Consider the following 19,847-nt stretch of genomic DNA (forward strand, 5'->3'; position numbering starts at 1 on the left):
GCGTGTCGTCCACCGTCGCGAGAACGCAGTGCTCGTCACGGCTGATCGTGACAAGTCGCCGATAGCATCCGGACCCGTATTCGGGATTGAGAGGGAAGTGACCCAGGCTCATGGCGCGAGAATACGCGCGAATGGCCGATCGATCAACACGTGTGTTGACGATCTTGCATGTTGCCGTTTTTCATCGGGCGGGGCAGAGTGAGGCGATGACGGTTTCGAGCAAGATCTCCAAGCGGCGGAAGACCAAGCAGTCCGACGGCAGCGTGGACTATGCGGCGAAACGGGCCGAGGTCCTCCGCATCGCGGCAAAGCTGTTCAAGGAACAGGGATTTCAGGCAACCAAGCTTGCCGATATTGCCCGTGAGGCCGGGCTCGATCGAGCGACCATCTATTACTACACGGGCAGCAAGGAAGAGCTGTTCCACGAGACGGTCGAAGGCGTACTCGACGCCTGTATCGACGCGGCGACAGAATTGCACGCCGATGCATCGTTGCGGTCGATCGAACGACTTCATTCGATCTTCGTGTCGCTGATGATCAGCTACGAGGAAAATTATCCCGCGACCTTCGTCTATATCCAGGAACAGATGCATCAGGTCGGATCGGAAGAAACCGCCTGGGCGCAGGAGATCATGAAGAAGACGCGGTCGTTCGATCAGATGCTGCTCGGGTTTATCCGCGGGGCGATGGACGAGGGCGATTTGCGCAACGACGTCCCGGTGCGTCTGGTCGAAAATGCGTTGTTCGGGATGCTCAACTGGACCCATCGCTGGTTCATTCCGGGCCGGGCGATGACCGGACGACAGGTCGCCGAAGCGTTCTGGTCGATCTTCACGAATGGCATGGCCGAGGAAGCCGCCCCGGCGCGGTCCAACCGGTCGGCCGCGCGCCACTGACGCAGCGCGCGGCGACGCGATCTATGCAGCCTTCGCCGTCGTCGTCGGCAGGCTGATGCGCGGCGCGACTTCCGACGCAGCGAGCTCCAGCGACCGGAACCAGGGCTCGGGCGCATCGTAATAGTCATGGCTTTCGATCTGCAGCGTGCCCCAGCCGCCGACCTCGTCGAATAGAGTGTTGATCTTGTCGACCACTGTATCGGGCGATCCCACCACGAACACCTTGTCGACGAGGAATTCGAGGTCGGCCTTCAGCGGGTCGATCCCGAAATCGCGGGCAAAGCCGTCCATCATGCCGAACCGGCGCCAGATCGGGATCAGATAGCGGGTGAAGCAATAGCCGATCGGCCCCTCCATCACTTCGCGCTTGGCCTCCGCGTCGGTTTCGCCGACGAACACCGTCTGCGACACGGCGTGCCGCGACCGGTCGGGGGTGAAACCTGCCTTGATGTTGGCTTCGCTGTAGATGTCCCAGTGACGCTTCAGCGCATCCTTGCCCGAGAAGATCGAGACGGGCTTGAAATTGCGTTCGCCGGCAAGCTTCATCGACGGCGAATTGGGGCTGAACCCAGTGACCGCAAATTCGGGGAACGATCCGCCCCAGGGTGAATAGTTGGCGAGCTTGTGCTGTTCGTCTTCCTCGGTGAGCGCAACTTCCTCCTTCGGAAAGCCGGCATCCCAATATTTGCCCTCGTAGAAGAACGGCTCGCGCTTCCAGATCTTCTCCATGATGTCGAGCGACTCGCGCACCATTTCGTTGAGATGTTCGGTATTCTGATCCTCTTCTTTGATGCCGTGCATGTAGGAGGCGAGCGGATACGCTCCGGCGCCGATCCCCATGAAGTAGCGGCCCTCGAGAATCTGCGAAAGCCAGCCGACCGTCATCGCCAGTTTGGTCGGGTTATGGTGCGGCAGGATGTGCGCCATCGGCGCGAACTTGATGCGCTCGGTCTGCAGCGCAGCGGCCGCCATGATTAGTTCGGGCGCCGGAATATTCTCCCAGATCTGGGATGCGTGCTCGGAGATCATCATCGAGTCGAAGCCGGCCTTGTCGGCCGCGATCGAGCTCTGAACTCCCCATTCGAAGGTCTGACGCGCCGTCCGGTCGGGGCGCATATAGGGATGAAAGATCAGTCCGGTCTGCATTGCCATGATCGCTCTCCTGCCAGATCCGTCAGCGCGGATGTTGACAGGAAGCTGACACCGAAATTATTCTAAGTCAACTGTCTTAGATTGCATACGAGGTATCGCCGCGTCGCGCAGCTTGCGCTACCGGAAGGCAGACCAAAGCGAGGAACGAGGACTTGGCGAAGAAGGCAGTCGCAGCGGACAAGATCGCGGAGGCCGGCGACGCCAAGACTCGAATGCTAATCGTCGCCGAGCGGCTGTTCGCGCAAGGCGGCTTCAGCGGCGTGTCGCTTCGCGAAATCGCGTCGGCAGCGGGGCAGCGCAACCATTTCGCTGTCCAGTATCACTTCGGGTCGCGCGACGGCCTGATCCAGGCGATCTTCGATCACCGCATGGTACAGATGGAGCCGATCCGCGGCCGCATGCTCGCCGCCGCCCGTGCGGGCGGCGGGCTCGACGACCTGCGCACGCTGGTCGAGATCATCTATTTGCCGCAGCTCGAACTGCCCGACGATGACGGGCGTCACAGCTATGCCGGGTTTCTGTCGCAATATCTGCTGCGGGCACGGTCGCGACGGTTCGGTGAATTCTCCTCTGCCACGCCGCCCGGACTGGCGATGACGCTCGGTTTGCTGCGCGAGCGCCTCGGGCACCTGTCGGAAGCCGCGGCGCAGCGGCGCCTTATCAGCGCGAGTTTCATGTTCGTCCACATTCTGGTCCATCACGGCGATCGCGAATGGGCGGAAGCGGGGAACGAACCCTTCGCCGCCGCCGTCGCGGACACGCTCGATCAGATCGTGCGCTGCCTCGAGGCGCCGATCGCGGACTAGGCGGAGAACGTCTCGAGCATGTGGTGCGTGTCCGAATATTCGCGCACCCGGTGCACGCGCCCGCCCGCGAGTTCGATCAGGAAATGATATTCGTTGGCATAGACGCCGCCGGCGACCAGTTCAGCGTGGGATGCGGCCTCGACCGCCACGCAGTCGCCTTCGGCGATCATCGACTTGGGCGTGATGACCAGGGCCCCGGCACGATAGAGCGGACGGACCTGATGCAGGAGCGTACCGAGTTCGTCCTTTGTGTTCGTGCCCGACATGCCGTCGATCCGTCCGGCGACCCACCAAGTCGCGTCGTCAGTCATGCGGTCGAGCACGCCCGCAATGTCGCCGCGCGAGAACGCCGCGAAGAAGTCCGCGACGATGGCTTTCGGATCGGTCACGATTCGAGCTCCTTGAGACGCTCGCGCAGCGCGCGCTTGTCGATCTTGGTCGCCGACATGGGCCAATCGTCGGCGGCGACGAAATGGACCGCGCGCGGCACCTTGTAGCTCGCGATCCTGCCGCGGCAGTGACCGATCAGCAGTTCGGCATCGGCCGCGTGGCCCGGATGCAGCTCGACGAATGCGACGGGAACCTCGTCAAGGCGAACGTCGGGGCGGCCGACCACCTCGGCGGTCTTGACCGCGGGATGGGTCGCCAGAAACGCTTCCACCTCGATCGCGGCGACATTCTCCCCGCCGACCTTGAGCATGTCCTTGTAGCGACCGCCGAAGACGAGGCTGCCACCCGGTAGCCGAGTGTAGAGGTCGCCGGTGTGCAGATAGCCGTCGCGCGTAAGCGCTTCGGCGGTCTTCTCGGGCGCCGCCCAATACTGGTCCATGACGTTGTAGCCGCGCACCAGAATCTCGCCGAGCGATCCATCGGGTAGATCCGCGCCGGTTTCGGGGTCGACGATCCGAATGTCGATCCCGGGCGAGGGGCGGCCGTGTGTGTTCGAACGCGATTCAGCGGTTTCGTCGGCATCGCACAGCGCGAAGATCCCCGCGGTTTCCGTCATGCCGCATGCCTGGATGACTTCGGTCTGCGGCAGCAGATGCTGCACCTCGTCGACCAGCGTCGGCGGCGCGATGATGAACAGATAGCGCAGGCGATCCAGTCGCGCGGCATCGAACTCCGCATGGGCGATCAGGCCCTGCATGATGGCGGAGAACCAAGGCCAGGCGAGGGTGACGCCTTCCTTGTACATCAAGTTGAGCGCACGCCCGGCATCGAAATAGGTGTCGGTCAGAAAGGTGCCTGCGACGCCGAGCGATCCGATGAACGGGGCCAGCGTGCCGATGTGGAACAGCGGGCCCGCACCCCATGTCACGTCCTTGCCGTCGACCTTGAGGCGATACCGCGCCCGTTCGACCGGACCACGAGTCACGGCCTCGTGGCTCAGGACGCATCCCTTGGGATTGGCGGTGGTGCCCGAGGTATAGATGATCAGCGCCGGGTCGCGGACCCGGACCGCACGGCGTTCGCGCTCGATGGCCTCGGGCGGCACGGCGTCGGCGAGCGCGGCAAACTGCGGCGCACCGATCAATCCCTCGCGCGCCGCGCCACGCGCCAGCGCGACATGCATGAGACGTGCGGGACGATTCACACCGATCGCATCCGCCAACACGTCGGGAAAGGATACCGGATCGTCGGGATGGTCGCTCGTGACGATTGCGACCAGGTCGGCGTTACGAATGATGAACCCGAGTTCGGCGGATTTATGCCGGGCGTTCATCGGGACCGCGACGCACCCCAGCAGCGCGATCCCAATCAAGGTCTCGGCATATTCGACACAGTTGGGAATCAGGATGCCGACATGCTCGCCGCGGACAACGCCGAGCGCGGCGAGCGACCGTGCGACTCGAACCGCGCCGGCTTGCAATTGGGCGTAGGTCGCGCGTTGCCCCGGCAGGACCAGCGCGTCGCGCTCGGGGTGTTCGTGCGCACTACGCACGACCAGATCGCCGAGTGTCGAAACCTCAGTGGCGATGATCTCGCTCATCTACATCCTCTCCATCGCGTGCCCGTTGACGTGGCCATCGCCTGTGTTCGGGGAAACATGAAAAAAGACTCGCCTGTCGTCAACACAAGAGTTGACAACTCGCCCTGAACGCTGTTGGATTGAGTGGTCGACGCGACGTCGGCCACGGGCGGGGCGCGCAAGCGGAACCGGAATTCTGGGCGGAGAGGCAATGAAGTTTCACTTGATGCAGACCGGCGTCGTAGGTCGCCGGCACGAGATCGAGGCAGGCATGGCCGGTCAACGGCCCGAACTGTATCAGCGCTTCCTCGAGGAAGTGAAAGGGTACGTCCAACTCGCCGACGAGCTTGGCTTCTACGGCTATTGCCAGCCCGAACATCACCTTCAGATCGAGGGCTTCGAAGCGAACAACCATCCGGGGATGTTCAGCCTGTTCGTCGGCCAGCACTGCAAGCGGATGCACGCCGGGATCATGGGCTACACCATGACCACGCACAATCCGGTGCGCGTCGCCGAGGAGATCGCGACGCTCGACCATATGCTGCAGGGACGGCTTTATTGCGGCTTCACGCGTGGCTATCACGCCCGCTGGGTCGATGCTTACGGGATCAAGGAGGGCGTCGGCGCGACGACGCCCGACAACGTCAAGGCGCGCGACGAGCAGGACGCGCGCAATCGTTCGTTGTTCGAGGAGGGCGTGCGCGTCGTCAAAAAGGCGTGGGCCAACGACGTGTTCAGCCACAAAGGCGAGAATTGGCAATTCCCGCCCGAGGGCGGCTCCGGCGGCCACCCTGCCTACGCCAAATACGGCAAGGGGCAGGACGAAAACGGGCGGGTCCAGCAGATCGGGATCGCGCCGCTTCCCTATCAGCGCCCGCACCCGCCGATTTACGGGGGCTTCGCCGCGTCGGGCCGTACGATCGACTTCTGGGCGGAAGAGGGCGGCAAGCTGATCGTGCTCTCGGACAACCTCGACTTCTGCGAGAAGCTGAACGAGCGCTACATCGCCACCGCCGCCAAGAACGGTCGTCAGGTCACCAATTCGGAAGCATCGGCCTGGGGCGGCTTCCTGATGCTGACCAACGACAAGGACCGCGCCGATTACCTGATGAAGGAGCACATGTGGTTCTGGGACGAATGGTTCATCCCGATGGGCCAGCGTCCACCCAACGTCCTGATCGGCAGCGCCGACGAGATCGCCGACCGCATCGGCGAGGCGCACGATCGTCTCGGGTTCGACGAACTGTTCCTGATGTTCGGTCAGGGTCACCTCGAGCCCGAGGCCAATCAGGAAGAGCTGGACAAGTTCATCAGCAAGGTGGCGCCGCGGTTCGCGACCAAGGACGCCGCCGGCACATTCGTTTGATCATCTAAAACGCGCAAAAACATCGAATTAGGAGAGAGGCCATGGCTATGCAGTGCGGGGTATTCATGACCCCTTACAATCCACCCGAGCGCACGCCGCGCCAGGTGTTCGACTGGGCGGTCGATATCGCGCGCATCTGCGACGAATCCGGCTACGCCGATTACATGATCGGCGAACATTACACCCTCGGCTGGGAAAACATTCCGCTGCCCGAGGCGGTGATCGCCGCGTGCGCCCAGACCACCAAGAAGCTGCGCTTCGCGCCGATGGCGCACCTGCTGCCGTATCACGATCCCGCGACACTCGCGATCCGCATCGGCTGGCTGAGCCAGGTGATGGAAGGCCGCTACTTTCTCGGCGTCGCGCCGGGCGGGCACCACACCGATGCCATCCTGCACGGCTACGACAATATCGGCCCGCTGCCGCCGCGCCAGCTCGAGGTCCTGCGCCTCATGGAGCGCGTCTGGGAGCGCAAGCCCTTCCAGGAGAAGGGCGAGTGGTATCAGGCCGGCTTCCCGGGCCCTGACACGATGCCCGAATATTGGGTGGAGCTGTCGAACAACAATCCGTACGGGGGTCGTGAGAATCTCGAAGTCGCCGTGACCGCGCTGTCGATGAATTCCAAGTCGATGGAGTTTGCCGGATCGCGCAACTACAGCCCGATCTCGTTCTTCGGCGGCACGCCGCAGATGCGCGCGCACTGGGACACGTGGGCGAGCTCGATGGAAGCGGCTGGGTTCAAGCCCGAGCGCAAGCGCTACCGGGTGTGCCGCGACATCTTCATCGCCGACACCGATGCGGAAGCGAAGCGGCTGTTCCTCAAGAGCGGCATGATGCGGACGTGGAAGCACTATCTCAAGGAGATCTACGTCAAGTTCCGCCTGTTCGACGGGATTATCGCCGACTCCGGTGTCGACATCACGCCGGAGAATATCGACGAGGACTTCCTGGCGGAGCATGTCGTGCTGTGCGGCTCGCCCGAGACCGTCATCGAAAAGCTCGAGAAACTGGCTGACCAGGTTGGCGGGTGGGGGCAGATCGTCGCCAACCAGCATGACAGCCTCGACGATCCCAAGCCGTGGGAGGAATCGCTCCGCCGGCTCGCGACCGAAGTGTGCCCGAAGGTCCGCATGCCGGATCTCGAGACCGCCTGACCACGATCATCGCCGCACCGGCCGAGATGCCGGGCGGCGCCCTGAGGAGAGACTGATATGGCGACCGGCCGCGCGACGGTGCTCGTTGAACCGAACAAGCTCGAGACCTGGGACGTGCCGGTGGTCGATCCCGAGCCCGGCGGCGCGCTGGTCAGGATCGTCGTCGGCGGGGTCTGCGGCAGCGACGTTCATATCACGACCGGCGAGGCCGGGATCATGCCGTTTCCGATCATCCTCGGCCATGAGGGGATCGGCCGGGTCGAGAAGCTCGGCGGGATCGAGACCGATTATGCCGGCGTCCCGGTCAAGCCCGGCGATCTCGTCTACTGGTCGCCAATTGCAGCCTGCCATCGCTGCTACACCTGCAACGTGCTCAACGAGACGCCGTGTGACAATTCGCGGTTTTTCGAGCATGCGGAGAAGCCAAATTGGGGCAGCTATGCAGACTATGCCTGGCTGCCGAACGGCCTTGCTTTCTTCAAGCTGCCCGATGGCGCCGACCCGCTCGCGGTTGCGGCGCTCGGCTGCGCGCTGCCGACCGTGCTGCGAGGGTTCGACCGCTGCGGTCCAGTCAAGATGGGCGAGGCAGTCGTCGTGCAGGGGGCAGGGCCGGTCGGACTGTCCGCCATCCTCGTCGCTGCGCAAGCCGGCGCGCGGGACGTGATCGTCATCGACGGCGTCGACCAACGGCTCGAGGTTGCTCGCTCGCTCGGGGCAACCGCGACTATCTCGCTCAAGGACTCGCCCGAGGAGCGTAAGCGCAAGATTTACGATATTACGGGTCCGGGCGGACCCTCGCTGGTCGTCGAGGCGGCCGGGGTGCTGCCGGCGTTCCCGGAAGGAGTCGATCTGACCGGGCCGCACGGTCGCTACGTCATCCTGGGCCTATGGGGCGCTATCGGCACCCAGCCGATTTCGCCGCGCGACATGACGACCAAGAACCTCACCATCGCCGGCGCGACTTTCCCGCGGCCCAAGCATTATTACGAAGCGATGCACCTCGCGGCCCGGCTGCAGGACGAGGTTCCGCTGGCGTCCTTGGTCACGCATCGCTTCTCGATCGAGGATGCCGGCCGCGCGCTCGACGCAGTGCACAAGGGCGAGGTCATCAAGGCGGTCATCGACCCCGAGCATGCCGCAGCTTGATCATCCCTGACTGCGAAGAGTTCGGAGGCGCGTATGGGTAACAGGCTCGACGGCAAGGTGTGCATCGTCACGGGCGCCGGCAGCGGAATGGGTCGGGCCTGTGCTGCCGAGATGGCACGGCAGGGCGGTCGCGTCGTCGTCACCGATATCAATGAAGCAGCCATCGAGGAGACGTTGGCGGGCATCGCGGCCGAGGGGGGCGAGGGCGCACCGTTCGTGTGTAATCTGCGCAAGCCCGACGAGATCGGTGCGCTGATTGCGTTCGCGGCCGGCCGTTTCGGCGGCATCGATGTCCTGCACAACAATGCCGCGGTGCACGAGACCGATCTCACCAATCAGACGTCGATCGAGGAACTGCCCGACGACATCTGGGACGCGGTGTACGAGATCAACCTCAGGGCGATCTGGCTGGCGATCAAATATGCGACGCCGCATCTCAAGGAATCGAAGCGCGGGCCGGCCATCGTCAATGTCGCATCGACAGGCTCGTTCGTCTCCTATCCGCAGGCCGGCGCCTATTGCGCGACCAAGGGCGGCGTCCTGATGCTGACCAAGGCAGCAGCGGTCGACCTCGCGAAGTACGGCATCCGCTGCAACTGCTACTGCCCGGGCGCGATCGACACGCCGATGGTGCAGAAATATTACGAGGCCGCGCCGGACAAGGCGGCGATCATGTCGGTGCTGACGGGCGCGCATCTTATCCCGCGGCTCGGCCGCCCCGAGGAGGTGGCCAAGCTCGCATGCTTCCTCGCCTCTGACGACAGTTCGTTCACCACCGGCGCAGCGTATGTGATCGATGGCGGCACGCTCGCCTGGCGAGGCGTCAACGCCTAGCGCGTACCGACATGCTCGGGCGCGCTCGCGGCCAGATCGAGCATCTCGAAAATCTGGTTCGGGCTGACACCGAGCGAGAGCGCGTTACGCAAATGAAGCCGGAATCCGGGGAGGAAGCGGTGCGCCGGCGTCGCATCGCACGCCATCGCGATCAACTCCTTCTGGCGCGCCCGGACATGCCCGCTCTTCCACGGAACGGCGCAATAATCGAAGAAGGCGACGAACTGATCGGACGACAGCCGCAGCATCGCGCCGAGAAAGCCCGGTACTTCCTGTTCGAACCCGGACCAGAATGGATCATCGCCAACATAGCGTTGCCATAGCTCGGCCTCGGATGGCGTGAGCGAGCGCTCAGCGTCGCCGCGCGCCTGCGCCAGCGGGACGGACGCTGCCATCAGCGAGTGGACGCCGAGCCCCGAGACCAGCGACAGCACTTCCTGCAACTGGTCGATCGTCGCCCCGTCGCCCAGTGCCTGCGCGATCGCCTCGGCGATGGCGTCGCGATCGAGGCTCGTCATGCTGACCGCCAGACCGAACCGAATGAGCGCGATGTCGAGCGCGGCGAGCGACGCCGCGCCCGGGGCGCCGCCGACCATGTCACGGGCAATATCGCGCATGTCGTCGAGAGAAACGGCGGCCGACCGTGGCATTTCTGTATCGCTCTCCGACAAAATCGCCTCCGTAAAAACGCGCCGTCAACTTTGGCGTTGACGACTTCCGATTCTTTCGTCAACCTTAGTGTTGACAGAGTGATCGTGATCCAAAAACGCGACGCTGGCAACCGGCCGACAGGGCCGGATCATCAAGGCCAATGGCCGGGAGAGGGAGGTTGAACGAATGACCAGGAATCGCATCAACTCGCGCCGGATTTTACTGCTTGGCGGCGTGGCGCTAGTCTCGCTGTCGGCACTGCCCGCCGCGGCCCAGACCGCTCCGGGATCGACAACGCCGCCACCCTCGACGCAGGATCCGACGGTTCCCGCGACCGGCGCCACCGGCGCCGCTCCGGCGGCGGACGATCAGAGCGGTTTCTCCAACGACATCGTCGTTACCGCCCAGCGGCGCGAGGAAAAACTGTCGCGCGTTCCGCTGTCGGTGCAGGCGTTCAGCGGCGAGCAGCTGACCACGAAGGTGATCGTGAGCGAGCAGGACGTCGGGCAACTCGTACCCGGCCTGCTGGTCAAGAATGGTCAAACGTCGAACCAGCTCAGCTTCAGCATGCGTGGGCAGACGCTCGATCCGTTCTCGGGCACGAGCGCTGCGGTGCTGACCTACTTCAACGAAGCGCCGTATTCGCCCTACAACACATCGACCGTGTTCTTCGATCTGGGGTCGGTCCAGGTCCTGAAAGGCCCGCAGGGCACGCTGTTTGGTCGCAACGCGACGGGCGGCGCCGTGCTTTATACGTCGCCAACGCCAGGCAACGACTTCTCAGGGAATATTCTCGTCCGCGGCGGCCAGCGTAACAACATTCAGGTGCAGGGCGCCGTCGATCTGCCGCTCGTCAAGGATGTGCTGCTGGTTCGCATCGCTGGCGACCTGACCAAGCAGGACGGCTACATCCGCAATCGGTACACCGGCAACACGCTGGGCGACAAGGACAGCAAGGCCGGGCGCATCACCATCCTGCTCAAGCCGACCGAAAAGTTTCGTAACACGCTGCTGGTTCAATACAGCGACTTCCGCGGCACCGAAGGGTCGGGCAACCTCTGGACATACTACACCACGCCCAATGCAGCGGGTCAGCAGTTCATCAACAACGGCGTCACGTCGGTACGCAACACCAACGGGACTCCGCTGACGTCGACGCTGGACACGGTCTATAACGTCTATTCGGGTGTGCTCTTCAACCGGTCGGGGAACAACCTCGGCGACAGCAACCTGACGCCGGGACCCGCGTACGGGCCGGGCCGCTTTCCGGGTGGCGTCGCCGGATATGCGGCATTCTCGCGGGCCAATCCGTACGATATCTATCTGCAGTTCGACCTGCCCCACCGCGCGCATAGCACCTTCATCGCCAACACCACCGAATTCGACGTGTCGGACGGTCTGACGATCAAGAATATCTTCAGTTTCATGGACAGTTACACGCGGCTTCCCGGCAACCTCGCAGGTGGCCCGTTCGGCGCCTTGTGGCTCTATAATGATCCCAACAACGCGACGGGCGTTTCGGGCAATGGTGGCCCCGGGGGACAGACCTTCAAGGCCAAGACCTATTCCGAGGAGCTTCAGCTCCAGGGCAAGCTGTTCGATGACAAACTGAGCTACACGCTTGGCGGATTTTACACGTCCTTCAAGCATTTCGACATCATCCCGGTGCATGTCGGCGCGGAAATCAACCCCACGGCAGGGGCCGCCCCGGCCTTCGGCCTACCGGCCGATATCGACTACACCTACAATGCGAAGGACATCTCCAAGGCGGTCTACGCTCAGATCGACTACAAACTTACCGACAAGCTCAAGGTGACCCTCGGTGGTCGCTATACCTGGGAAAGCGTGAGCCTGACCCAGGCGCCCGGCAGCATCTTCTCGGTCACCGGGGTACAGCCGGTGGGCAAGCTCCAGCACCGTGATCTTTCGGCGCCGTCCTGGACGTTCAACCTGCAGTATCAAATCGACCCCGAGAACATGATCTATTTCGCGCAGCGGGGCAGCTTCCGGTCGGGCAACTTCAACGGTACCGTGTTGCCGCTCAACGACGCCAATTTCTTCGGCAATGAGTTCGCCCACGATTTCGAGGTCGGCTACAAGTTCAGCGGTCGCATTGGCTCGGTGCCCTTCCGCTTCAACATCGCAGCCTATGACGAGATCGTGAAAAAGGCGCAGCACGCCGTGTACGCCGTGGTCGGGGGTAACCCGGCAGGGTTCACGCTGAACGTGCCCGAAGCCGTCACCAAGGGCGTCGAAGTCGATACGTCGATCAGCCTGCTGCCGTGGCTCGATATCACGGCGACGGGCGCCTATACCGACGCCAAATACACCAAGGGTGTGGTCAATGTCGCGCGGCTTACCGGGGTCGCCGGCTCGACGATCTTGTTCGACTCCTACCCCGACACGCCGAAATGGTCGGGCTCGCTCGGGGTCGACCTGACCCTGCCATTCCCGGAAAGCGTCGGTAAGGTCGTGCTGCATGGCGAGGTCTACGGCCAGACCCACACATTCTTCTCGAGCAACGAAGGGTCTGTGACACCGGGTACGCGGCTTGAAGGCTATTCGAATGTCAATCTGCGGCTGAGCTGGAACGACATCGGCGGGAGCAAATTCTCCGCCGGCGTCTACATGAAGAATGTCTTCGACCGGCTCTATTACGTGTCTGGCTACGCGCTGGGCGCAGCTGGCGGATACAATACCGCGTATCCCGGCGAGCCGCGCACGATCGCAGGCGAAGTGTCGTTCAAGTTCTGATCTGACATCCGGACGCCGTCCCGCACGGGGTAAATCTCCGGCGGGGCGGTGGCCGCAGGATCAACCAGGAGAGGTCCGACGCGCAGCACTGGCAAGTCAACTTGCTAGCGATGCAGTTTGTCGAGGGGGTCGTGTCGTTACGCCGACCCTGCCTCGGCCATTTACCGAACGGGGAGTATTGACGAGATGGCGCTGACCGAACTTGAAAAGCTTGTTGAACAACAGGCGATCGCCCGCACGATGTACGACTACAGCTATGCGCTGGACATGAACCAGCCAGATACGCTCGCCGACCTGTTCGTGGAGGATTGCGAGGTCAGCTACGCGCCCAATTTCGGTGCCACCGGCATGGAGGACTATAAGAAGACGCTCGAGGGCATCGGCACGTTCTTTACCGGCACCAGCCACCACAATTCCAACATCGTCGTCGATTTCGTCAGTGCGACCGAAGCGAACGTCCGTTCGGTCGTGCTCGCGATCCATCGCTACGCCAAGGAGCGGCCCGACGGCATTCTGCATGGCCAGTATTTCGACACCATGGTGAAGGTCGGTGACCGCTGGAAGTTCAAGCGCCGCGAGCTGCGCACCGCGCTCACCATCAACTATCACGTCAAGACGTCGAACCCGATCGGACGCGCGGAATAACGGTGACGCAATACGAGGCCATCCGGATCGAGCACGAGCCCGCGCTGAGCTGGATCGTGCTTGATCGTCCGGAAGCGGCGAACGCCTTGTCGCCAAAGCTGCTCGACGAATTTGCCGAGGCGCTCGAGACGTTGCGCACCGAAGGTGGTCCGGTCATCGCCATTCGCGGCGAAGGTCGCGGTTTCTGTTCGGGGATCGATCTCGGCGGCTATGGCGGTGGCGATGCCGGCCCGGCCGATCCGATGGCCGATCGCGCCCGTCTCGAAGCCAATGTCGCACGCTGGCTCCTGATGTGGGACCACCCGAAGCCGGTCATCGCGGCGGTCCACGGCTATTGCATGGCGGCTGCCGCGCAGATGTGCGTGTTCGCCGACATCACGATCGTCGCCGACAATGTCCGGATCGGTGAGCCGACGATCCCGATCGGCGGTGGTTTCATCGCCCCGACCTGGGTGTCGCTGGTCGGCCACAAGCGGGCCAAGGAATTCGCCTTCGTCCCCGGCAACTCGATCGACGGTCCGACCGCGGTTGAATGGGGCTGGGCCAACCATTGCGTGCCGGCCGACACGTTGATTCCCGCCGTGCGCTCGCTCGCCGAACGGATCGCGCTCACGCCGCCCGAGGTTTTGCGGCTCAAGAAACTGTCGATCAATCGGGCGGCGGAGGCCGCGGGGTTCCGGCAGGCGCTGTCGGGCATCGCCGAGATCGACGCCCTCCTTCATCTCTCGCCGGCGGTCCTCGAGATCCGCGCGCGAATGAAGGAAAAGGGGCTCAAGGCAGTCATCCAGGAATACAAGGTCGCGCCGACGAGTCCGCTCACGGCGCCAGAGGAGTAAGCATGGCAGACGTCGACTTCACGAAGGACGGGCATGTCGCCCGGGTTCACCTCAACCGCCCGCAGGGCCTCAACGCCATCACGCAGGAGATGGACGACCTGCTGCTCGATGCCTGGACGACGATCAACGGCGATCCCGACATCTGGTGCGCGATCCTCTCTGCGGAAGGCGAGAAGGGGTTCTGCATCGGCGCCGACGTGTCGAGCGGCGCGGAGCGCAAGACGCGCATGGCGCTGGGCGGCGGACTGACCGGCATCGGCGGGCCGTGGGTGCAGCTCAAGAAGCCGCTGATCGCAGCCGTCCAGGGATTCTGCGTCGGCGGCGGTTTCGAGCTCGCCATGTGCGCCGACATCATCGTCGCCGCGGACACCGCGCAGTTCGGCCTCCCCGAAACCAAGGTTGGCATTATCGGGGAATGCGGCGTCGTGCATCGCGCCGTCCGCCAGCTGCCGCACCATATCGCCATGGCGATGATCCTCACCGGCGAGCGGATCAAGGCCGACGCGGCCGAGCGCTACGGGCTGGTCAACGAGGTCGTCGCCTTCGCCGATCTCGCGGCGACCGCCCAGAAATGGGCGGACAAGATCACCGCCGCGTCGCCGCTTGCCAACCAGGCGGCCAAGGCGGCCGCGCTCGGGCGTCTGGGCTATCCGCTTGAGGTCGCGCTGATGACGCGCTTCGAGGAGATCGAGCAATATGCCGAAAGCGCCGACAAGCGAGAAGGCGAAGTAGCCGGCGGCGAGCGTCGCAAGCCGGTCTGGACCGGCCGGTAAGCGCAGCGCGGGGCGTCGTTCGCTTCGCCCTGCCAGCAGGATGACCATCGTGACCAATGCCGCGACCCAGCCCGAGATCGATCCGCGTTTCTATCGCCAGGTGCTCGGCCAGTATCCGACCGGAGTGTGCGTCATCACGGCGACGCGGTCCGATGGCGAACCGGTCGCGATGGTCGTCGGGTCGTTCACCTCGGTCTCGCTCGACCCGCCGTTGATCGCCTTCTTTCCCGACAAGAATTCGAGCAGCTGGGCCAAGCTTCGCGACTGCGAGCATTTCTGCGTCAACATTCTGTCGGCGGATCAGGAGCCGGTTTGCCGCAAGCTCGCCTCCAAGGACCCCGACAAGTTCAGCGGCACGCCGCACGCGATCTCCGAACGGCGCAATCCCGTGCTCGACGGGGTCGTGGCGTGGATCGAATGCCAGCGTCATTCGATCAGCGATGCCGGTGATCACGACATGATGCTGGGCCGCATCCTCGCGCTCGACATCGCCAGTGGCGAGTTGCCGCTATTGTTCTTCCAGGGCGGCTATGGCCGGTTCACGCCGGCGTCGCTCGCCGCGGCCGGCAACCAGGGCCTCAGCCTCGAGCAGCTTCGCTGCATCGATCGCGTCCGGCCCGAAATGGAGCGACTGGTCTTGGACATACCGGGGAATTGCATCGCCACGGTCCGCGTCGCCGGCGAGCTCGCGGTCGCCGCGAGCGCGGGGCAGGGCCGTCACCACACGGGCGCGACCCTGGTCGGCCAGCGATTGCCGTTCGTGCCGCCCACCGGCGCGGTTCATGCCGCATGGCTCGGTGCCGAGGAGGCCGGGCGTTGGCTCGCCAAGGTTCCCGCGCGAAGCGCGGCGCAGGAGGGTTCGCTCGCGGCGGTTCGCGCGCGCGGCTATTCGGTCGGCCTGCTCAGCGAGGGCCAGCGTGCGCTCGCCGAACGCGTGCGGGCATCCGCGCAAACCGATCCACCGGGCTCGGTGATCGACTACGAGGATTTGCTCGACGAACTCGCGTTCGACCCTCCCGAGCTTTCGCCCGAGACCTGCTCCCGGATCCGGCTGATCTCGGCACCGTTATTCGATGCCACCGGCGCGGTCGCGATGGCGATCACGCTTCACGACTTCCCCAAGCCTCCGGCCGACGGCGGCATCGCCATCTTTATCGACCGCGTGCGCGCCGCGGCCGCCGCCAGCACCGGCTTGCTCGGCGGTCACGCGCCTACCTCCTGACAGGATACGACTGTGCCCGAAGCCGCCTATATCGTCGACATCGTGCGCACCGCCGGCGGGCGGCGCAAGGGCGCGTTGGCCGGCGTCCACCCCGCCGATCTCGGCGCGGAAAGCGTCGATGCGCTGCTCGAGCGCACCGGCGTCGACGGGTCGGCAATCGACGACCTGATCTTCGGGTGCGTGAGCCAGATCGGCGAGCAGTCGAACCACCTCGCGCGCCATGTCGTGCTCGCCTCGAAGCTGCCGCAGGCCGTGCCGGCGGTGACGATCGACCGGCAATGCGGCTCGTCGCAGCAGGCGCTCCACTTCGCGGCCCAGGCGGTGATGTCGGGGACGCAGGACATGGTGATCGCGGGCGGCGTCGAGCACATGACGCGGGTGCCGATGGGATCGCCGTTCCGGCTTGCCGCCGACGCCGGCCTTGGCACCGGGCCGCTCAGCGATCGCATCAAGGAGCGCTACGACGTCGCCGAATTCAGCCAGTTCGTCGGCGCCCAGATGATCGCCGACAAATACGGGTTCGACCGCGAAGCCATGGATGGCTTTGCGCTCGACAGCCATCGCAAGGCCATTGCCGCGGTCGCGGCCGGCGCGTTCGATCGCGAGATCGTGCCCGTCACGGTGACGCTGCCCGACGGCGCGCAGCATGTTCACCGACAGGACGAAGGCATCCGGTTCGATGCGTCGCTCGAGGCGATGGCGTCGGTCAAGCCGATCCGCGAGGGCGGCACGATCACCGCGGCCAATGCCAGCCAGATCACCGATGGGTCGTCGGCAGCACTGATCGTCGGCGAGCGCGCGCTCAAGGCACATGGCCTGACGCCGATCGCGCGCGTGCACGCGCTCGCCGTCACCGCCGGCGATCCGGTGGTCATGCTCGAGGAGCCGATCCAGGCGACGCGCAAGGTGCTCGAGCGGGCCGGACTGCGGCTCGACGATATCGACCTGTTCGAGGTCAACGAGGCGTTCGCCTCGATCCCCATGGCCTGGCTCGCGGCGATCGGCGCGGATCCTGCCAGGCTGAACGTCAACGGGGGCGCGATCGCGCTCGGTCATCCGCTCGGCGCGACGGGCACCAAGCTGATGGCGACCCTCGTGCACGCGTTGCGCACGCGCGGGTTGCGCTGGGGGTTGCAGACGATGTGCGAGGGCGGCGGGGTCGCCAACGCAACGATCGTCGAAGCGCTGTAAGGAGGCCGGGCAACATGGACATCACGAACATTGCGGCCGTCGTCACCGGAGGCGCCTCGGGGCTGGGCGGTGCGACTGCGGCGATGCTCGCGGCGCGCGGCGCCAGGGTCGCGATCCTCGACGTCAACGACGAGAATGGCCGGGCGACCGCGCAGAAGATCGGCGGCCTGTATCTTCGGACCGACATCGTCGACGACACGAGCGTCGCCGAGGCGCTCGCCGCCGCAGAGGCCGAGCACGGCGTCGCCCGGATCCTCGTCAACTGCGCCGGTATCGCGATCGGTATCAAAACGGTGGGCAAGGAGAATGCGCCGCATCCGCTCGACGCATTCCGTCGCGCCGTCGAGGTCAATCTGATCGGCACGTTCAACGTCATCGCCAAGTTCGCCGCGCGGCTCGCCGCTGCCGACATCGGGGGCGAGGAGCGCGGCGTAATCGTCAATACCGCGAGCGTCGCCGCCTTCGACGGGCAGATCGGCCAAGCGGCCTATGCCGCGTCGAAGAGCGGGGTCGCGGGCATGACCCTGCCGATCGCCCGCGATCTCGCGCAGCATCGTATTCGGGTCGTGACCGTCGCGCCCGGCATCTTTCTCACGCCGATGCTGATGGGACTGCCCGAGGCGGCGCAGGAGTCGCTGGGGCAGCAGGTCCCGCACCCCAGCCGACTGGGCCGGCCCGAGGAATATGCCCAGATGGTCGAGAGCATCATCGCCAATCCGATGTTGAACGGCGAGGTAATCAGGCTCGATGGCGCCATCCGCATGGCGCCACGGTGAGGACAGGAGGGAAGAATGAGCGACCTTGAGAAGCGCGTGCGGCGGCTCGAAGACCGTGCCGAGATCAACGACCTCGTCGTCGCCTATTTTCTGGCGGCCGATGGCGACGATCTGGACGGGGTCGGCGAAAGCTTCACCGAGGATGCGACATTCAGTTCGTCCGGCGCGCAGAACGCCGCCAGTCGCGCGGGCATCGTCGATTTCATCCGCACCGCGCGCGGCTATATGGGGCTGACCATCCACACGCCGCACTATGCGCACATCACGTTCGATGGCGACGATGAGGCCTCGGGCCTGGTCGGCGCGCATCTCGAGCTCGTGCTCGGCGGTCAGTCGATCTATGGCGCGGTGCGCTACGTCGATCGTTACGTGCGCGACGGCGACCGCTGGCGGATCGCGGCGCGCGACATGCGAACGATCCATATCGCGCCGTGGCTCGAGGTGGGTGAGGCCTATTCGTCGGAAACGCCGGTGCGCTGGCCCGGTGCGGCGCCCGGCCCGACCGACTACCCGCGCAAATGACGCCCGGTACGACAGGGGCGAGCCCCGCGACGCTTGCGGGTGGTGTCTTTACGTCGCGCGAACCGCGCGATACCGGCGCTCGACGTGCAACCAGCCAGCCGGAGGCGGATGGCATCGGCGGCGACGCACTGATGGGCGTCTACCAGTTGATCGAACTGTACGAGCGCACCGTACGGGCGCGCGACTGATCGGATCGCCGCGCCGTCAGCCGACAAGCGATTGCCGGTGGCGGGCGACGATATCGGCGAGCCATTCGTGGAAGACTGCAACGCGCTTGAGTTGGCGCGTATCCTCGTGCGTTACCACCCAGAACGAGCGCGTGATTTGGTGCTGCGGCAGCACGATCGATAGGTTGTTGTCGGTCTCGCCGATAAAGCTCGGCAGCACCCCGACGCCGGCATGCGCCGCGACCAGTCCGAATTGCGCGTTGATACTGCTGCTGCGCACGGTGGGCACCAGCCGCGGGTCGATCTCACCCAGATAGCGCAGTTCGGGGGCATAGAGCAGGTCGGGCACGTAACCGATCAGTTGGTGTCCGAGCAGATCGTCCACGGTGGCGATCGGTGGCGCCCCGGCAAGATAGTCGTTCGAGGCATAAAGCCGCAGCGTATAATCGGAGAGCTTCCGGCTCACCACCGGGCCGCTGCCGGGGCGCGCCAGCAGGATCGCGATGTCGGTCTCGCGCTTGGACGGGTTGAGGAAGCCGTTGCTCGCCACGAGCTCGACGACGATGTTGGGATAGGCCTCGCAAAACGAGCGGAGATGGCGGGCAACGAACCAGGCGCCGAATCCCTCGGCGACGCTGACGCGCAGCAGTCCGGACAAGGCGGCGCCGCTCGTCGGGGCCTGCTCGATCGACTGCGCCGCGCGCTGCATCTCCTCGACATGGACAAGCAACCGCTCGCCGGCCTCGGTGAGCGTCTGGCCTTCGCGCGTCTGGTCGAACAGGTGATGGCCGACGCGATCCTCCAGCCGCCGGATGCGCCGCCCGATGGTCGAGGCGTCGACACCGAGCAGGCGGCTCGCTCGCGCAAGCTGCCCGGTTTGCGCCACCGCCAGAAAGTCCTGCAGTTCGCCCCAGCGAAGCGGTGAGATCGCTTGCATTTATGCATCCCGAACTTGCGAACACACCTCTTGCCGGTAAATTCGCAAGA

20 protein-coding genes are annotated in these 19,847 nt (G+C 64.6%); 15 read left to right on the plus strand and 5 right to left on the minus strand.

Translation table 11 applies throughout. The features are described from left to right. Positions 1–206 precede the first annotated feature (206 nt). Positions 207–896 (plus strand): TetR/AcrR family transcriptional regulator, encoded by a 690-nt coding sequence (locus ON00_RS00625; RefSeq protein ID WP_154651245.1) that lies wholly within the window; start codon positions 207–209, stop codon positions 894–896. Positions 897–917: 21 nt separating this feature from the next. Here the strand turns inward: ON00_RS00625 and ON00_RS00630 are convergent, their stop codons facing one another. After that, positions 918–2,048 (minus strand): LLM class flavin-dependent oxidoreductase, encoded by a 1,131-nt coding sequence (locus tag ON00_RS00630; protein WP_010402433.1) that lies wholly within the window; start codon positions 2,046–2,048, stop codon positions 918–920. 152 nt (positions 2,049–2,200) lie between these two features. Between ON00_RS00630 and ON00_RS00635 the strand changes: the two genes are divergently transcribed. After that, positions 2,201–2,854, plus strand: coding sequence for a TetR/AcrR family transcriptional regulator (locus ON00_RS00635; RefSeq protein WP_010402436.1), 654 nt, complete (start codon positions 2,201–2,203; stop codon positions 2,852–2,854). On the opposite strand, the gene ON00_RS00640 is transcribed toward ON00_RS00635, so the two are convergent. Continuing rightward, positions 2,851–3,243 carry a nuclear transport factor 2 family protein gene (locus ON00_RS00640; protein ID WP_010402439.1) on the minus strand — a complete coding sequence of 131 codons (393 nt, stop codon included), beginning with the start codon at positions 3,241–3,243 and terminating at the stop codon, positions 2,851–2,853. The two genes, ON00_RS00635 and ON00_RS00640, sit on opposite strands and share 4 nt — an antisense overlap. After that, positions 3,240–4,844, minus strand: coding sequence for a class I adenylate-forming enzyme family protein (locus ON00_RS00645; protein ID WP_010402442.1), 1,605 nt, complete (start codon positions 4,842–4,844; stop codon positions 3,240–3,242). Before ON00_RS00645 ends, ON00_RS00640 begins: the two co-directional genes overlap by 4 nt. A gap of 190 nt (positions 4,845–5,034) precedes the next feature. On the opposite strand from ON00_RS00645, the gene ON00_RS00650 reads away from it, so the two are divergent. Genes ON00_RS00650 through ON00_RS00665 form a run of 4 tightly spaced genes read left to right on the plus strand, consistent with a single transcriptional unit; the run spans position 5,035 to position 9,323 of the window. After that, a complete protein-coding gene (locus ON00_RS00650; protein WP_010402444.1) occupies positions 5,035–6,189 on the plus strand; it encodes an LLM class flavin-dependent oxidoreductase in 1,155 nt (384 codons plus the stop codon). Positions 6,190–6,236: 47 nt separating this feature from the next. Then, positions 6,237–7,343 (plus strand): LLM class flavin-dependent oxidoreductase, encoded by a 1,107-nt coding sequence (locus ON00_RS00655; protein WP_010402446.1) that lies wholly within the window; start codon positions 6,237–6,239, stop codon positions 7,341–7,343. A gap of 57 nt (positions 7,344–7,400) precedes the next feature. Beyond that, a complete protein-coding gene (locus ON00_RS00660) occupies positions 7,401–8,489 on the plus strand; it encodes a zinc-binding dehydrogenase (RefSeq protein ID WP_010402447.1) in 1,089 nt (362 codons plus the stop codon). 33 nt (positions 8,490–8,522) lie between these two features. Beyond that, a complete protein-coding gene (locus ON00_RS00665) occupies positions 8,523–9,323 on the plus strand; it encodes an SDR family NAD(P)-dependent oxidoreductase (RefSeq protein ID WP_010402448.1) in 801 nt (266 codons plus the stop codon). Here ON00_RS00665 and ON00_RS00670 read toward each other — a convergent pair. Then, positions 9,320–9,973, minus strand: a complete 654-nt coding sequence (locus ON00_RS00670; protein WP_010402450.1) for a carboxymuconolactone decarboxylase family protein — start codon at positions 9,971–9,973, stop codon at positions 9,320–9,322. The two genes, ON00_RS00665 and ON00_RS00670, sit on opposite strands and share 4 nt — an antisense overlap. Before the next feature lie 187 nt (positions 9,974–10,160). Here ON00_RS00670 and ON00_RS00675 point away from each other — a divergent pair, with 187 nt between their 5' ends. The 9 genes from ON00_RS00675 to ON00_RS00715 all read left to right on the plus strand — a co-directional run bounded on the left by ON00_RS00675 (position 10,161) and on the right by ON00_RS00715 (position 18,881). Further along, positions 10,161–12,728 (plus strand): TonB-dependent receptor, encoded by a 2,568-nt coding sequence (locus ON00_RS00675; protein ID WP_010402451.1) that lies wholly within the window; start codon positions 10,161–10,163, stop codon positions 12,726–12,728. Positions 12,729–12,914: 186 nt separating this feature from the next. Continuing rightward, a complete protein-coding gene (locus ON00_RS00680) occupies positions 12,915–13,373 on the plus strand; it encodes a nuclear transport factor 2 family protein (RefSeq protein WP_010402453.1) in 459 nt (152 codons plus the stop codon). Positions 13,374–13,375: 2 nt separating this feature from the next. Beyond that, positions 13,376–14,209, plus strand: coding sequence for an enoyl-CoA hydratase-related protein (locus ON00_RS00685; RefSeq protein ID WP_010402456.1), 834 nt, complete (start codon positions 13,376–13,378; stop codon positions 14,207–14,209). A 2-nt stretch (positions 14,210–14,211) separates the two neighbouring features. Then, the gene (locus tag ON00_RS00690; protein ID WP_010402459.1) at positions 14,212–14,982 is read left to right on the plus strand and encodes an enoyl-CoA hydratase-related protein; all 771 of its coding nucleotides are present in this window, start codon (positions 14,212–14,214) and stop codon (positions 14,980–14,982) included. Between the two features lie 49 nt (positions 14,983–15,031). Then, on the plus strand, positions 15,032–16,204 hold the full coding sequence (locus ON00_RS21355) for a flavin reductase (RefSeq protein WP_169313308.1): 1,173 nt from the start codon (positions 15,032–15,034) through the stop codon (positions 16,202–16,204). 12 nt (positions 16,205–16,216) lie between these two features. Further along, positions 16,217–17,395 (plus strand): acetyl-CoA C-acetyltransferase, encoded by a 1,179-nt coding sequence (locus ON00_RS00700; protein WP_010402464.1) that lies wholly within the window; start codon positions 16,217–16,219, stop codon positions 17,393–17,395. A gap of 14 nt (positions 17,396–17,409) precedes the next feature. Continuing rightward, the gene (locus tag ON00_RS00705; protein WP_010402465.1) at positions 17,410–18,171 is read left to right on the plus strand and encodes an SDR family NAD(P)-dependent oxidoreductase; all 762 of its coding nucleotides are present in this window, start codon (positions 17,410–17,412) and stop codon (positions 18,169–18,171) included. 15 nt (positions 18,172–18,186) lie between these two features. Next, complete coding sequence (locus tag ON00_RS00710; RefSeq protein WP_010402466.1) at positions 18,187–18,693, plus strand: nuclear transport factor 2 family protein; 507 nt, start codon at positions 18,187–18,189, stop codon at positions 18,691–18,693. Beyond that, positions 18,690–18,881 carry a hypothetical protein gene (locus tag ON00_RS00715; RefSeq protein WP_010402467.1) on the plus strand — a complete coding sequence of 64 codons (192 nt, stop codon included), beginning with the start codon at positions 18,690–18,692 and terminating at the stop codon, positions 18,879–18,881. The genes ON00_RS00710 and ON00_RS00715 overlap by 4 nt, the downstream gene beginning before the upstream one ends. A gap of 16 nt (positions 18,882–18,897) precedes the next feature. Here ON00_RS00715 and ON00_RS00720 read toward each other — a convergent pair whose 3' ends face one another. Then, positions 18,898–19,797: a LysR family transcriptional regulator gene (locus ON00_RS00720; RefSeq protein ID WP_010402469.1), complete on the minus strand. Its 900-nt coding sequence runs from the start codon at positions 19,795–19,797 to the stop codon at positions 18,898–18,900. Positions 19,798–19,847: the final 50 nt, after the last annotated feature.

The sequence above is a fragment of the Sphingomonas echinoides ATCC 14820 genome (genome assembly GCF_000241465.1).
Classification (GTDB): domain Bacteria; phylum Pseudomonadota; class Alphaproteobacteria; order Sphingomonadales; family Sphingomonadaceae; genus Sphingomonas; species Sphingomonas echinoides.